Origin of the sequence: Streptomyces sp. NPDC006332, from assembly GCF_040612855.1 — a bacterium.
In the GTDB taxonomy this organism is placed as follows: Bacteria; Actinomycetota; Actinomycetes; order Streptomycetales; family Streptomycetaceae; genus Streptomyces.
Genome location: NZ_JBEXRA010000011.1, coordinates 15,161 through 30,304, shown reverse-complemented (window position 1 = coordinate 30,304; position 15,144 = coordinate 15,161). Strand labels below are relative to the sequence as shown.

Annotated in this window: 13 protein-coding genes and 2 pseudogenes; 6 read left to right on the top strand and 9 right to left on the bottom strand. The window is 65.7% G+C overall.

Annotated elements, in window-relative coordinates:
* Positions 1 to 561: 561 nt before the first annotated feature.
* The gene (locus tag ABZ027_RS12655) at positions 562 to 1,317 is read right to left on the bottom strand and encodes a hypothetical protein (RefSeq protein WP_356767545.1); all 756 of its coding nucleotides are present in this window, start codon (positions 1,315 to 1,317) and stop codon (positions 562 to 564) included.
* 5 nt (positions 1,318 to 1,322) lie between these two features.
* Positions 1,323 to 2,714 carry a type VII secretion protein EccE gene (gene eccE / locus ABZ027_RS12650; RefSeq protein WP_356767299.1) on the bottom strand — a complete coding sequence of 464 codons (1,392 nt, stop codon included), beginning with the start codon at positions 2,712 to 2,714 and terminating at the stop codon, positions 1,323 to 1,325.
* A gap of 204 nt (positions 2,715 to 2,918) precedes the next feature.
* Between eccE and eccB the strand changes: the two genes are divergently transcribed.
* The 6 genes from eccB (at position 2,919) to ABZ027_RS12620 (ending at position 8,908) form a co-directional block, all read left to right on the top strand.
* On the top strand, positions 2,919 to 4,445 hold the full coding sequence (gene eccB / locus ABZ027_RS12645; RefSeq protein WP_356767297.1) for a type VII secretion protein EccB: 1,527 nt from the start codon (positions 2,919 to 2,921) through the stop codon (positions 4,443 to 4,445).
* Positions 4,446 to 4,470: 25 nt separating this feature from the next.
* A complete protein-coding gene (mycP, locus tag ABZ027_RS12640; protein WP_356767295.1) occupies positions 4,471 to 5,739 on the top strand; it encodes a type VII secretion-associated serine protease mycosin in 1,269 nt (422 codons plus the stop codon).
* A 309-nt stretch (positions 5,740 to 6,048) separates the two neighbouring features.
* On the top strand, positions 6,049 to 6,402 hold the full coding sequence (locus ABZ027_RS12635; protein WP_356767293.1) for a DUF4333 domain-containing protein: 354 nt from the start codon (positions 6,049 to 6,051) through the stop codon (positions 6,400 to 6,402).
* Positions 6,403 to 6,735: 333 nt separating this feature from the next.
* Positions 6,736 to 7,041 (top strand): hypothetical protein, encoded by a 306-nt coding sequence (locus ABZ027_RS12630; RefSeq protein ID WP_356767291.1) that lies wholly within the window; start codon positions 6,736 to 6,738, stop codon positions 7,039 to 7,041.
* 26 nt (positions 7,042 to 7,067) lie between these two features.
* Positions 7,068 to 8,357, top strand: a complete 1,290-nt coding sequence (locus ABZ027_RS12625) for a putative T7SS-secreted protein (protein ID WP_356767289.1) — start codon at positions 7,068 to 7,070, stop codon at positions 8,355 to 8,357.
* A gap of 35 nt (positions 8,358 to 8,392) precedes the next feature.
* Positions 8,393 to 8,908, top strand: coding sequence for a hypothetical protein (locus ABZ027_RS12620; RefSeq protein ID WP_356767287.1), 516 nt, complete (start codon positions 8,393 to 8,395; stop codon positions 8,906 to 8,908).
* An 84-nt stretch (positions 8,909 to 8,992) separates the two neighbouring features.
* Here ABZ027_RS12620 and ABZ027_RS12615 read toward each other — a convergent pair whose 3' ends face one another.
* The 7 genes and pseudogenes from ABZ027_RS12615 to ABZ027_RS12585 form a co-directional block, all read right to left on the bottom strand.
* Entirely contained in the window at positions 8,993 to 9,706 is a 714-nt protein-coding gene (locus tag ABZ027_RS12615; RefSeq protein ID WP_356767285.1) for a hypothetical protein, read from the bottom strand.
* 286 nt (positions 9,707 to 9,992) lie between these two features.
* Positions 9,993 to 10,251, bottom strand: a pseudogene (locus tag ABZ027_RS12610) (DUF397 domain-containing protein); the annotation flags it as partial.
* Between the two features lie 70 nt (positions 10,252 to 10,321).
* A pseudogene (locus ABZ027_RS12605) lies at positions 10,322 to 10,494 on the bottom strand (transposase family protein); the annotation flags it as partial.
* A gap of 61 nt (positions 10,495 to 10,555) precedes the next feature.
* A complete protein-coding gene (locus ABZ027_RS12600; RefSeq protein ID WP_356767283.1) occupies positions 10,556 to 10,867 on the bottom strand; it encodes a hypothetical protein in 312 nt (103 codons plus the stop codon).
* A gap of 399 nt (positions 10,868 to 11,266) precedes the next feature.
* Positions 11,267 to 11,773, bottom strand: a complete 507-nt coding sequence (locus tag ABZ027_RS12595; protein ID WP_356767281.1) for a hypothetical protein — start codon at positions 11,771 to 11,773, stop codon at positions 11,267 to 11,269.
* 54 nt (positions 11,774 to 11,827) lie between these two features.
* Positions 11,828 to 14,155, bottom strand: coding sequence for a hypothetical protein (locus tag ABZ027_RS12590; protein WP_356767279.1), 2,328 nt, complete (start codon positions 14,153 to 14,155; stop codon positions 11,828 to 11,830).
* 104 nt (positions 14,156 to 14,259) lie between these two features.
* Positions 14,260 to 14,766 carry a hypothetical protein gene (locus ABZ027_RS12585; protein ID WP_356767277.1) on the bottom strand — a complete coding sequence of 169 codons (507 nt, stop codon included), beginning with the start codon at positions 14,764 to 14,766 and terminating at the stop codon, positions 14,260 to 14,262.
* Positions 14,767 to 15,144 lie beyond the last annotated feature (378 nt).

The following is a 15,144-nucleotide window of genomic DNA, read 5'->3' as shown; positions in this document are numbered from 1 at the left end:
CCTGATGTGGTCGAGCACCCTCGTGCCGTGCTGGGGCGACCGTTACTGTCGTCCGATTCGCCGGGCCGTCCCCCTTCGGGCCCCGGGCCTGTCGTCGCAGAGCCCGCATCGCCCGCTCGCGAGTACTCGCGACGTGCTCTGCCCCAGCCTAATCATCAAAACCGCGAGCCCGGCAGGCCCGCCCACTCGACGGGCTTCCGCAAAGCAGCCCAATGCCCGCTAGAAGGCGACAAGTTGGACATGACAGTCAGGGGGAATGTGTACGCGTGAGACGTCACAGCCCGGCCCGACGCGCATCCCTCGGACCGAGCGCCCCGCCCGAAAAAACGTGGCGGGCCCTGGGAGATGCGCGGCGGTCCGCCGGAGACGCACGGCGGTCCGCCGGAGACGCACGGCGGGTCCTCGGAGCAGCCGCCCGCCCCCGCCCGAAGGCCCATGCCGGACGCGTCCCGAGAAATCGGTCAGCCGACGTCCCGACAGGCTGCCCCGAAAGAGCCGCTCAGTCAGCTCGCCCCGTTCCACCCATGCGGCCCATGGAGCCAACGGGGCAGTTCGCCGCCGTCAGTCCATGCGGCGGGCCACACCCAGCAGCCCGGTCTCGGCATCCGTCGCCTGCGTCAGCACGTACTGCCGGTCCCGCTCCGTGCACCACAGGGTGAGACCGTCCTGCAGGGTGGGCAACGACTCGATCTCGGGGCGCGGCAGCCCTATCACCCGCCCGATCTCCGCGGCCTCGTCCGGCGACACCCGCTGCACGCCGACCAGCCGCGCCTGGCGCAGCAGGCGCGGCGCGACCGGGCTCAGATACGGCAGCAGCGTGAGCACGGCCTGCCACGGCGCCGACACCACGCGTCCGCGCGGCGGGCGCATACCGCAGTCCCGCACCACCAGCACGGGCGTACCGGCCGACGCGCCCTGCGGGGGCACCCGGCCGACGTCGTAGACGGCCAGGCCGTTCTGCCCGCCGCCCATGGCGTGCACCATCGGCATCCAGGCCTGCGGCCGACCCGTCTCCACGGCCACCCGGGCGCCCGTCGCCGCCGCACGCAGCGCCAGCACCTGGGCCGTCCACAGACCGCCGATGAGGAGAATGTCGTACGGCGTGGGCCGGTTGACGCCGAGCACCGCGGGCTGACCCTCGGCGTTGACGCCCGCCACCACACCGTCGTCCCCGAGGGGCAGCGAGAGCGCGCCCATCTGCTCCACGGGCAACGTGTGCCGCGGATGACGCGGGCCGATCAACCCGAACCCGGTACGCAGCCGCTCCTTGAACGCCGCCCCGCCCTCGGGCGAGGACGACTGCGTCGACGTCGTCATGGCCATCAGCGGGCACCTCCGAGCGGCAGGGTGGCGAGAACGCCGGGGAGTTGTTCACGATCCAGCCGGGCGAGCCCGGTACGCACCTGCCGCGCCGCCTGCTCCAGATCGCGTCGCGCGTTCGTCAGCTCCTGGTTGCTGCGCCCGGTGATACGGAGGTGACCGGCGACGGACACGTCCTTGCGGTCCCCCCGGGCGAGAGTCAGGCTGAACGTCGTCGCCAGCGCGGGAACGGCGGTGAGCTGCGCCACCAACTGCGCCAAAGACGTACCGGAATCGCCCAGCTGGGGCCAGCGCCGCACCCAGTACGTGGTGTGCCGCCGGTTGTCGCAGCGCCAGCTGCGGCTGGTCTCCTCGGTCCGCCGCTGCGGCACCTCGCCCCGCCCCGCCTGGGCGGCCTGCGCGGTCACCATCGGGTTGGCGCACGCGGAGGTGGCGATCGCGGCCGTCAACTCCTCCTCGGTGAGGATGTTGGCGAGGAACCCGGCACCGGTCAGCCGGCTGGCCAGATGCTCCGCCGACCGCACCAGACACTTCTGCGCGCCCAACAGGCCACCCCCGCGAGCGGCCACCGCCTCCGGGCACAGCTCGGGGTCCAGCTTCAGCGCGATCCACGTGATGCGCACCGAGGGGGACCCCGTCTGCGCCTGCAGCGGGGCGTAGTTGCTCACCACGACGGACTGCTGGGGCAGATGCAGTGCGGGCGCCGGCTGGGTGTGCACCACGATCTGCGCCGACTCCAGGAGGATCCCGTCGACCTCGAGGGCGTCCTGTACGAGCCCGACGGGCAGCGGCCGACGACTGCGCTCCGCGCGCAGCGCACCGGCGTCCGACTCCACCTGGAGCAGCGCGGTGAGGAAGCCACCGTCGCCCACCATGCCCACCGGCCGCCGCTGATCGCGGTCGTCGCCGCGGCTGTGGCTGTACGTCCGCAGGTTCGGGTCGCACTCCACGGCGGGCGCCAGACCGGAGTCGGTGCCCGGCGGCAGCGGAGTGTTCGCGGCCTTGCGGGTGCGGGCCCGCAGCGCCAGCAGGGCGCCCAGCCACTCGGGCAGGGACAGCCCACGGCGGCGTACCAGGGCGAGCACCACGAGGACCGCGGCGACCACGCCGGCCGGCACCATCGCGACCATGCCGATGAGCCACCCGACAGCGACCAGTGCCGCCGCCAGCTCCAGCATGACCAGCCGCTGCACCGTGAACGAACCCCCGCGCCCCGAGCGCGACTTGAGGTGCGGCGTGACAGACCCGTGGTGCGAGGCGGAGGCGGCGTGCGCCGCGCCCGACCGTGCCGTGGGGGGCTGGGGCGAGGACGGGCCGGGGGAACCCGACCGGCGCGCGCGACTCGATCTCGACCCCGATTGCGATCGCGACCGGGCCCGCGTTGCGGAAGCCATCACTCCAAAACCCCCGAACTCTTCCTAAAACCCTTGCCCTTCGGCCCCTTCCAGGCCTGAGCACCCTACCCGTGCCACCAGCACGGTCACGCAACAGGCATAGTAGGGGGCGGCTCTGACAGCCCAGGCATCAGAGGCAACAGAGAACGGGGTAGAACCTTCACAGGTCCCCCACGGCTCCGCACGGGGAGAGAGCGGACACAGATGGCATCACGGCGGGACGAACTCAACGCCTACACCTTCGCGAAGCGCCGTACGCTCGCATCCTTCTTGCAGCCCTCTCCGACGGGCTCGGAGGAAGGCGCACCCAAGCCACTGAAGGCGCTGTTGCCGGGCACCATCGTCGGGGTGGTGATCCTCGCGGTGTTCGGCGGCATCGGCATGTTCAGCCCGACCGCGCCCAAGGGCTGGAACACCCCCGAAGAGCACGTCATCGTCGCCAGCGACTCGACCACCCGGTACGTGGTCCTGAAGACGGGCAAGCAGACACAGCTGCACCCGGTCCTCAACATGGCCTCGGCCAAGCTCCTGCTGGACCCCGGCAAGGCCGACGTCATCACCGTCGACGAGAAGATCCTGGACAGCGGCAAGCCGCCGCACGGCGCCACGATCGGCATCCCCTACGCCCCCGACCGCCTGCCCTCGGCCGACGAGGCCGAGACCGCCAAGCGCTGGGCGGTCTGCGAGCGTCCCGGCGAGGGCGGCCGCGCCATCCAGAAGGCCGCGTTCGTCTTCGCCAAGAAGGAGTTCGGCAAGACGGAGGGACGCGACAAGCTCACCGGCGGCGACCTGATGTACGTCGTCGGACCGGACGAGAAGACCCAGTACGTGGTCGACGCCCGGGGCACGGCGTACCAGATCGAGGACACCACCGACACCGAGTTGCTCAAGGCCCTCGACACCCAGGGCCGCGACCCGCAGCGCGTGTCCCAGGAGTGGCTCGACACCCTGCGCAAGGGCGACCCGATCTCCATTCCGACGATCGGGAACACCCCCGGCGCGACGGCGAACGTCTCCGGACTCCCCGAGCAGTACGACAAGGTCGGCGAGGTCATCAAGGCCCTCAACGGCTCGAAGATGCAGTACTACGTGGTGCTGCCGGGCCGGGTTGCCGAGATCTCCGAGTTCGTCGCCACCCTGCTGCTCAACAGCGGTGACCTCGTCGCCGTCGGGCAGGCGGGCGAAGCGCAGCAGGTGAGCCCCGGCGCGGTGGTCGAGAGCACGCCCTTCGAGACCGCGAAGAACACCTGGCCGACGTTCAAGCCCCAGACCGTGAACGACGGCACCAGCGCCACCTCCGGCCGCAACACCGTCTGCAACGTCCTGCTCTCGGTCGGCTCCAAGGGCAGGACGACCCTGTCCACCTGGGCGGGCACGGACTTCCCCGCCCAGCTGCCGACGGGTTCCTCCAGCGGCTACGTCACCGCCGGTTCCGGTCAGCTCTACCGCCAGTTCCAGGGCACGGAGACCGGCGCGGGCGGCGTCTTCCTGGTCACCGACACGGGCCTGCGCTACGCCCTGCAGTCCAACAGCGACAGCGCCACCGACGACGAGGGCTTCGGCACGTCCTCCAAGAAGCGCCAGGAGGAGCTCCAGGAAGCCAAGATCGCCCAGACCCGGCTCGGCTACGAGAAGGTGACGCCCACGCCCGTACCCGCGGTGTGGTCGACGTTCCTGCCGACGGGCCCGCGCCTGTCGGAGGCGGCGGCACGGCTGCCGCAGGGCTCCTAGCGGCGCGGCGGAGGAGAACGAAGCGATGCTGAACGCAAGGACGCCGGCGATCCGGGAACGGGGCAGGAGGGCGGCCGCACTGGCCGCCGCCACCACGATCGTGGCGAGTGTCTCGGTGGTCGCCCTGCCCGCGACCGCCGCCCACGCGGACGAAGAGTGCACGTTCCCGTCGAAGCCGTACACGGGCCGCCCCTGGGCACTGCAACGCGTCAACCTCGACGAACTCTGGGCGCAGTCCAGGGGCAAGAACGTCCAGGTGGCCGTGATCGACACCGGCGTGGACGTCAAGAACCGCCAGCTCACGGAGGCCGTCGAGGCGTCCAAGGGCGCGAACTTCCTGCCCCCGAAGAACGCCAAGGGCGAGAAGATCGAGCGCGGCAACAACCAGGGCACCACCGACACCGTCGGCCACGGCACACGCGTCGCCGGCATCATCGCGGCCCGCCCGATGAAGGGCACCGGTTTCGTGGGCCTGGCGCCCGACGCCACGATCATCCCCATCAAGCAGAACAACGCGGAGGGCGACGGGACGGCCCTCACCCTGGCGACGGCCATCCGCCACGCGGTCGACGAAGGCGCCGACGTCATCAACATCTCCCAGGACACGGCCAACGCCGTGAAGCCCGACTCGCGCCTGGAGGACGCCGTCGACTACGCCCTCGGCCAGAAGGTCGTGGTCGTCGCCTCCGCGGGCAACGACGGCCTGGGCGGCAAGGTCCAGATCACCTACCCGGCGTCGTACAAGGGCGTCCTCGCGGTCGCCGCCTCCGACCGCAACAACGAGCGGGCCGCCTTCTCCCAGTCGGGAGATTTCGTGGGAGTCGCCGCCCCCGGTGTCGACATGATCTCCACAGTTCCCGGCGGCGGTCACTGCTCCGACAACGGTACGAGCTTCTCGGCGCCGTACGTGGCGGGAGTGGCCGCGCTCCTCAAGTCCAAGTACCCCACGTGGACGGCCCAGGAGGTCGTCGCCCAGATCGAACAGACGGCGGAACGCTCGATCCCCGGCAAGGACCGCAACGTCGGCTGGGGCGTCGTCGACCCCGTCAAGGCCCTGATGGACGTGGACCCGGAACACCCCGTCCAGTCCCCCAAGCCGGAGGACGGTGTCTCCCGGGCCGAGGCACCGTCCATCACCCCCCTGCACTTCGGCGAGACAGCCGAGGAACGCAACACCCGCCTGGCGACGTACGTCGTCGTGGGCGGGCTGGTCGTGGTGGCCGGGCTGGGCGGTACGGCGGTGGCGGTCCGGGACGCGCGCCGGCGGCGTACGCGGCTCGGGGGCCAGGTGTGACGGCGCTGGGCCCGGCTGCGAAGTTCGCTGCCGGTCCGAGTACGTGACGACTCGTCACCCGCATTGAGGCGGCCGCCCGTTCGATGACTTCAAGACTCCGTATTTCCGATCCACCCCCTCATTGGTGAAGATTATTTGCGGGTACGGCGAAGTGCTCGTGGAGCGCCGTCCACCACTCGCTTGGAATTGCGGTCTTTACTTCTCCTATCCAGGTCAGCGAGCCTCTGGGGCCACATGGCGCGGCTGTGTCGGCACGTATGCTCTCGGTGTCTTCTTACCTTGATAAGACCCGGAAGGAATCTCCCCACCATGACCAAGCCCCGCCTGTCCGCAATAACTTGGAGCCTCTCGGCGGTAGCCGTCGGCGTGCTGCTCGTTGGCTGCTCGGCCTCGGTCAAGGCTGAAACGTCCGAGCCGAAGATTTCCAAGGACAAGCTGGCCGCCACGGTGGCCGAAAAGCTCGCTGCCACAACGGGCCAGCCGAAGCCGGACATCACCTGCCCCGAGGACCTCGCCGGGAAGGTCGGCAACACCACCCGCTGCAAGCTCACGGCGTCCGACGGCAGCACCTTGGGTGTGACGGTCAAGGTCTCCTCCGTCGACGGAGACAACATCAACTTCGACATCAAGGCCGACGACACGCCTTCCCCGGCCGCGAACTGATTGACCCCTCTCCCGCTTGATGACGTGGGTGAAGTCCCCCTCAGGGCCGTCCGGTTCGTGAATCTATGGTGTGCGGGGACGGCGGATCCGGTGTGCGGCCCGGACAGTGAATCCGGGAAGAGGATGGCACCCCCGCCTCGGCTGACCCCGCCCGCGAGACACTCGGGAACCCCTTGGCCGCATGAGGGCACTGAGGGGCCCTGCGTGGCTGCTTTGCCGGAGTCGTGAAGAGCCGGTGAGCACACGTTTTCGGACACATCAGCGGTGATAGCGTTCACGCGCTCAGCGCGAAGTGTGCGCGATACAAGCGGAGTTGAAAGACGGGGGTGCGCCGTGGCCGGCGATCTCGGAGTAGGGCCCGACGTCCTCAAGCAGGGCGGAAAAGACATCCTGGAAGTGCTCAAGCCGGTCAAGAAAGTGGACTTGGGCGACGAGGCCAAGCAGGCCTCTGAGATCGGTGACGACGACGCCGCCGCGGCAATGGTGACCTTCTGCGCGACGTGGGAGGGAGGCGCCGCCTTCCTCGCCGACTGCGCGGCCACCTTGGCGGAGGGGCTGAACAAGGCCAACGGCGACTTCGATGACACGGACCAGGCCATTCGGGATTCGGTGAACTCCGTCAAGAAGGTATTGGTCTAGCAACAGAAACGGGGGAATTCGCAGTAATGGCAGCTTCACTCGGGTCCACGAGTGACCCGAAGGACCTCATCCCGGGAGACGCCGGCAAGCTCGGCAGCCTCGAGACCTCGCTCAAGAAGTGGTCGACCACGTTCGACGGCATAGGCGACGGCCTGCGTGACGTGCGCGTCAAGGACTGGGTCGGTCAGGCCAGTGACGCCTTCTGGCCCACGTTGAGCAAGGAGAAGACCAACTGGTACTTCGCGAGCGACACGATGTCCGGGGCCGCCAAGGCGGTCCACTCGTACGCCTCCACCCTGACCTGGGCGCAGGGACAGGCCGGGACGGCCATCGACAAGTGGAAAGCCGGCGACCACGAGGCCGCGGAACAGCTGCTGAGCACCGCGCGCAAGCAGCTCAAGGAGCAGGCTGAGAGGCTGACCAAGAAGCTCAACGACCTTGCGGGCAGCGCATCCGACAGCCCCGACTGGCTCGTGGCGGTCAGAAGCGGGGTGGATGCCAAGAAGTGGGCTGAAGAGCACGGAGTCGGCAAGAGCGCCATCGGTCCTACGGCGTGGGCCAGGGAGTCCCAGAAGTGGAAGACCGACGAGGCCAGCCACTGGCGCCGCAGGGAGAAGGAGTGGGGCAAGGACGCCGACGGCAACTACTACCTGCGGAACAAGCCCGACACGGCCGGGGACGCCGACCCGACCACACCCGGCCCGAAGGCCGACTGGAACATCAAGCTCGCCGAGTGGTCGGGCAAGGCCAGCGTTTGGTCGGATGGTGTTGCAGGGGAGAAGAAGTGGGGCGACTTCACGGGGAAGGGCGCAGCCGACGTAGCAGTGCTGGGAGTTGACGGCTCGGTCGGCGCGAGTGTCGCGAACGGGCAGCTGCAGGCGGGTGCTTCGGGGACCGCGTACCTGGCTCAGGCATCCGCGAACGGCAGTGTCGAGTACGGCGTGGCCGCCGTCCAGGGCGAGGCCAAGGCCTTCGCGGGCGCGGACGCCTCAGCGAAGGTGGGCGTCGGCAAGGACGGAGTGCACGCCGGCGCGGAGGCGTTCGCCGGAGCCAAGGCCACCGGTTCGGTCTCGGCCGACGTCGCCGGCGTGGGCGCCGGTGCGACCGGTGAGGCGTGGGCGGGCATAGGCGCCGAGGCCAACGCCGACCTGGGCATGAAGGACGGCAAGTTCACCATCGGTGGAGAACTCGGGGCCGGTCTGGGCGTCGGCGGCAAGGTCGGTGTCAACATCACCGTCGATCCCGGCAAAATGGTCGACTCGATCGGCTCCGCGGCGGACGACGCCTGGGACCACACACTCGGCAGCTTCTTCTAGCCCGAGTCGACGTGCACTGAAGGATGGGATCCACCATGACGACCACACTGCCGGTCAAGATTTCCTTTTCACTGCCGGACGGCTGGCAGGCGGCGCCGCCGGACGAGGTGGGAGCGCCGGGCGCCGCCTTCGTCGCGCTGCACCCCGCCTCCATCGACGGCGGGTTCACGGCGAACATCACCATCTCCGGTGAGATGCGCAACGACGGCGCCACCCTGTCGGAGATTGCCGCCGAGTCGGTGCCCAGGCTGGAGGAGGCAGGGCCCGTACGGGTCGTCAAGAAGGTGGATGCGGGTACGCCGGACATCCCGGGCCTGACCGACCCTCCGGGCATTCTCCAGAACCTCGTCCTCTCCACCACCCTGCGAGGGGAACCCGTGGAGCTGTGCCAGAGCCAGCTGTACCTCGGTATGGAGGACGTCAACTCGCCGGCGAAGCGCGCCGTCCTCGAGTTCGTCCTCACGGCGACGCAGAACCAACTCGACGAAGTGCTCGACGACTTCCGGCAGTTCCTCAGGACGGTACGCCCGGCCGACGACACTGAGGCCTAGCGAGCTCAGGCACGCCGCACACACACCCGAGTGCCCCTTGCCCCGGCGAATCACCGCCTGGGGACAAGGGGCACTCGGCGTTGCTCAGGCGGCCGTCCATGCCTGTGCGGGAATCTGGTCGAGCACGTCACACAAATAGTTCAGCTTCTCTTCCAGGACCTGCGGAGACAGCGTGCCCGTGTACCACGTGAACAGTTCGTCGTCGCGCAACTGAAGAGGAGACTGCCTGCCCCGTGGGTCCGTGACCAGGAAAGATGCCACGGAGTCGCTCAGGATGCCGCGGGCGAAAATCTCGTCCTGGGTGACGACCCGGAATATGTCGTCGAATTCGGTCATGCCGAGCCGCATCCGCTGCCTCCGGTCGAGCAGCGCGTCCGTCTTACTCGGTCGCAGAATCTCCACCGGCTGCCCATGTCCCGGAGCCTTGACCATAAAAATTGCTTCGATGGTCGGGCGTTTGCGTTCGCCGGCGTTGCCGGACATGGGGTTGTTGTAGCGGTGCTCGAAGCACATGAAGGATCGGCCACGGAACTCACCGGTGAGGCAGTGCCAGGCACTCAGGTTCGAGCCGCTGCCAGGCATGGGGCCCACACCGCAGAACTGAGTGGCCTGCCCACGCGCACGTTGCTCATACGTCCAGCCGCGCGCTACGGCGAGCCGCGGGAGCTCCGCCCAGTCGCGCCTGATCCGCTTGTCCTCCTTGTTGGTCCGCACGAACACCCAGATGACAAGAGTGAACATCCCGACAATGAAAGCGAAGAAGACCACCTTCGCCAAGATCCCTAGCAGCTGCTCCATGACCCGAGATTATTGCGGACTCCATGTGCTCCCGTGAACTGAGGCTTCCTCGGTGTCCCGGCCGTCCAACCACCACCAGCGCGGGTTCTTCGTGCACCGCACAAACGGTGAAGATCATCTGCATGCGCGGCAAACTGACGGAAACCGGATGACGAGACTCAGCGGAGGAAAGGAAGCCGCATGCGCCCGCGAGTTGCGCCGCTTTCGATCAGGCGGTGACCGCTGAGGGCCCGGCCGCTCGGGTTGATGTTGCCCGGCTTCACTGATGCCTGCCACCTCGCGCGACTTACTCGCCTGCGCTGCACGAGGTTGCCAATCGTGAAGGTTCGCGGGAGATTGAGGGTGCTGATGTCTCGCCGACCGCCTTGAGCGCGGTAACGAAGGCTGACCAGCCGGCGGCGGCGAACACGACGGCCGCACCGGCAGGGGTTCTTGGAGTCCCGGACGGGGACGCCGGCGGGGTGGCCGTCCAGGACCTCGAAACAGCTACCGCCCTCAGCGTTGCTGTAGGAGGACCGGCGTCAGCCCTCCCGCGTGGAAGCGTCCCGGAAGTTGCGCTCTCAGTCATCGTGTCTAGCCCTTCGCTGTTGCCCTCATCAGAGCCAGTGAGGTCTTTCAGCGTTGCCGCTCCAGGGTGAAGACGACATCGGCATTGACGTCATTCGATTCGGGCTGCGCCGGGATCGGCGGAAGATGCGCCAGGACTTCAGTCGTGCGACGCAGCATTCGACTGCTCCACAAGCCACGGACAGCGTGCGGTTCACGGTTTGCTGGGTCGGTGTGAGCTCACCGGCTCGGCGGGCGTCTGAGGGGTGTCGTTATGCGCAGTTGATGAATTGAGTTTGGTGATCATCGGCATGCACTGGAGTCCTCCAGTGCCTTGGTATAGGACATGATCAGCTTTTTCATTGCATCGGGATCAGCCCGGTCTTGAGTGAATACCTGGATTACGCCGTACAAGTCCTGATCGGGGTGCTTCGCGGACTTGCAGGATTCTGTGGTCTTCCCCACACCGCCAGTGCCCGAGTAGAGATACCGATCGTCGTCGGTCACTCGGCCATTCTCCGTCTTGTCGTACGCATCGGCAACAGTGGCAGCGCTCTCCCTATTGCCCCACCACGTCTGAATCTGACGCACCGCGATATCGCCGTCAATGATCACGTCACATTGCTTCGTGCCACCATTGGGAGACGATGGTTTTACTGTGATGGAATCTCCTCCCGGCAGGAAGGGGTTTAGGGGTTTGGAATCTGAGCGAATACCGCATAGGGCGCCGGGGGCAGTATAATTCTTTTCCTCATTGCCACCGCTTGAACACCCAGATATGAGCACAGTTCCACCCAGGGCGACAGCGACCGAAGTCGACGCTCGTACGAGTCGTACGAGTCGTACGCGTATGGGGAGTCGGGGTCCGAACATGAAAAACTCCTCTCGCGGGGTATTCAGATTTCGGTCTTTAGGTGCAGTGCCGTGTAAGGCAGTCCATAGTTTTGGTGAGTGCCTCAGATGTCACTCAAGGTTGGCGAGCAGGTTTTTCTCTCCAAGAGGCGTGGTTTTACGCTACTGGCACTCATCGGAATTCTCGACAGCGCGAGTATATGCGCGCATCAACTTCTTCACGGCGTCCGCGTCATTCACACTCTTGCCATAGGCTTGAATCGCAGTGAAAAGAGTGTGTTTGGCGTGATCACGGTTGACACAAGAATTCACCCGCTCCACTCCGCCCGTGTCGGAATATAGGTACGTGTTGTTATCGCCTGACTGCGCCGACTCCAACTGTGGGTGCGCGTCGGCGACGTCGTTAATGCTGTCTTCTTTCTCCCACCATTCTCGGCTCGCTATGAGTGCCGCTTTTCCGTCAATGTTGATCTGGCAGCGCTTCCTGCTGGGGACCGGATTTCTCTCCCGAACCTCGACCGTCTTTCCCGGGGGTAGAAGTTTCGAGATCAACTGTGGGTCCACAGACACGCCGCAAAGGTTCTTGGGGACGTCATACTCCTGTGCTTCGTTCGACCCGGAGCAGCCGACGAGCGTGCCCAGTGTGGCGAGCAAAAATGACGCAGCCATAACGCGTACGTTATTCAACTGGAAAACCTCTTATTCTGCTTGAGGTACTCGGTTCTAGATGTCCGTCACAAGCTCTGGTGCCACCCGGTCCATGTAGGAGCCGGCGTCCAGGAAGCCCTTGGATGACTCATCTTCAGCCCAAGTAGCTACATCGCCTGAAAGGTGATACGACCTTGCAGCTTCCGACGCGGCGCTTCGGGTGTACTTCATGTTGCTGTCCTGGCCGTTCTCCCAACTCTCACCCATTTTGGGGCCGGCCTCGTCCTTCGCGCTTCCCTCTGCGTCTTTAAACAACTGCTCCAAGACAACGCTGGTTGCGGTTCCGGCAGCACCACCGACCCCAGCGCCAACTACAGGAGAAGCGATGAATGACGTACCGATGCCGACGCCGGTGCCCACAGTTCCCGAGATGACGTTCTTCCACTGAGACACCGCGTGGTCGTAATCGTCGTCTTCCAGTGCGCCCGGTGCTGCGATAGCCTCGTTGCGACCCATTGCCAGGGTTCCAGAAACCTCACCCGAGTGGCGTGCAATGGAGCGAACGGTGAGTTGCAGATCATCATCGGGACGCTGGCTCTGCGGCAGATCGGGGTTCAGGTGATACTCCATCAGTTCTGCCATGTAGGCCTTCTGGCCCACCTCGACCGCTGCATAGCCTTCTGGGTTCTGACCGATGGCAAAGAGGAACCGCGATACGTCGCGGTGGTTCAGCTCGGCCGCGGAGCCATCTACGGGGTAGAGTTTCTGGACGCGATCCCACGCATCCAGACCGTCCCTGTCACTCTTGCTCGGGTTCGGGTCGACATCTGTTGCGGCCCGGTCGATGTCCGGCAGGTACTCAGAAGCGATCTGCCCGATGCTGTCCGACATATAGCTGCTGTCGGTTAGGCGCCCATTGTCCTCTGAGATCGAAGTCACGATGCTCTCGAAGAGCTTGGTCTGGCCCTCATTGTGGGCAGGTGTATCCATTGTTGGCTGCTCGCCAGCAGGATGCCCAGTGGTGGCAGCTTCCAGGGCCAGAGCCAGGTTGTTCTTCCCTGTGTGGAGATCGTCGCCCTTCGAGTCCGTCTCCTCAGGCCAGTCCCGCTCCTCAAAGAGATACTGGAAGTTGGACAGTTCCTTCTTGCCCTTGTAATCGTCCTCGTCGTCCGAGTCCCACTCGAAGGGGTTGTCCGGATCGTCCTTCGAGACGTACTGCTGGTTGAAGAAATCGGTAGCCGCGTCGGGGCTGTTGGACAGGCCCTTCAGGTAACCCGTGAGGGGATCGGAGCCGCTGTCGTCCCCGATCCGGTTGAGCCATGGGTCCATCCCCATGTGCTGCCAGGCCATGTTGTCGTGCTCACCATTGCCAGTGAGCCTGCGCTCGGTGACCATGAGCTTGATCCCGTAATCCTTGAGGAACTGGTCGTCGTAGTCGCCCGTTCGCATCAGGTTGCTCATGACCTGGAAGCCCATTGGGCCACCGTTGTTGCCATAGATCGGTTTGTCGCCGATGTCGATCATCGAGCGCTTCCAGTCAGTCATCGCGACTGAGTCGCTCTGTGTGGCGTTGGCCAGCGTCATCCCAAGATTGCGCTGCAGGTCGTCGAACTGGTCGTGACGCCTTTGCCCGAGTTCGTAGTTCCCCCGGTGGGGATCGTTGATCCCGGTCCAGAACTCCAGCGTCTTCTGCGGCCCGAGGGTCGTGGCGAACGTCTCGGCGAACAGGTCGTCGTTGGCGTACTGCTTGAGCCCGGCGTTGAGTCGGTCGAACTCCTCGACGGTCAGGTCTTCAGGGTTCTTTCTCGCCAGTTTGGCCAGGTTCTCGGCCTGCTTGATGGCCTTGTCCGCAGAGTCCCGGTTTGTGTAGTTTGCATCCGAGAAGCCGAGTTGACTCTGGTCGGCGATGGCCTGAAGAACCGTCTTGGCGGAAGTATCGCTCTCCGTCGCCCTGTCCAGAATCTTCTGGATCTCGTCCGTCAGCGCAGTGATGTCACCCTTGTTGGCCTGGTCCTCCTGGGCCCGGCCCTCCGGAGGCACATTCGTGGTGACCGTGAAACCGCCCTCGTAGCCGATGACCGTGAGCTTCTTCTTTCGACCGCCCTCGATGGCGTCGACGAGCTGCTGGTGGTAGCCCTTCAGCTCGTTGCGGGTGTCTCTGAGGATGCTGTGAATGGTCTTGGCCTGCGTGTGTGCGTCACTGAACTCGCCGGCCGTCTTACCGATGAACTCCTTGGTGACCGTGGCATTCACACCTGCCCACTCGGCCTTGTTGGCGGCCTGGTGAAGTTCACTTTCGGCATCCTTCTTCAACTGCTCAAGGTGCTTGACGAGAGTCGACCAGTCCGTGACAGCTTCGTCGAGCAGGTTGAAGTTGGCGTGGTGGAGGGCGTCGAGATCCATCGGGTTTCGTCCTTCAGGTTGGAGCGGGGAAGTGAGGGCTTGTCTCGGGCAGGTGTGAAACCCAGCTCGCATCGCAAGGACGCGGCGTCGGCACCCAAGCGCCGCTACTCCTTCTTCTCGTCCTTCTTCCCATAGACGGGGTTCTTGTCGCCGGGCTGCCCGACCCTCTCGTCGAAGCCGGCATCCAGCAGGTCGATGCTGCTCATCTGACGCTCGATAAAGTTCTCGTCGCCGGCATGCAGTTTCTTGGTGACTTGAAGGTGATTCGAGATCTGGGCGCAGGCGTCCATCAAGGACTTGAGTTGTTGGTCCCACCGGTTCGACACGTGCTGCAGTCCGGCCCCGAGCTCGAATCCCTGCTTCGACAGGTCGGAGGCTGCGCTGTCACTCGGGGCGACAGCTACGCGGGCTTTGTCCCACAACTGGTTGTAGAGGTCGTGGGCGGACTTGCTGATCTTGGTGAGGCTCTCGTTCTTGACCTTCAGATCGCCGTAGCCGCTCGGCGGCACGTAGCGTCCGCCATCACCTGGGTCGAGTTGGTTCAACTGCATGTGGGCCGACTGCCGCTCCGCCGCGTGAGCTTTGAGTTGATCCCACTCTTCCCATGCCATGCGTGATCTCTCCCCCGAGTGCTCGGCTGCCGGTCCTCGCCTCGGAGGGGCGCTGCAGCTTCGATGGTGTGGTGGCCGATCAAGTTAGCAACCCAGACCATGGAAAATTTGAGCCATGTCCGCTGCGCGTAGATTGTCGGACGTGAAGGTTCGCAGGGGATGCGCACTGTGACAGACAGCAGTAGCCGACAGGATGGCCCCCATCCGAACCCCGGACGGCCGGAACCGTGGCCGCCTCGCCTGAGGTGCCCCGGGGGGGTCGGTGTGCCAGTGACGATCACCCGAATGGGTTCACCTGCGCGCTTAGTTGTCGGCGAAGCCGCGGGTGAAGGTGGTCTTCATCCCCGTCCCACTCGTCCTGTCAGCCCCTTCTTGCGG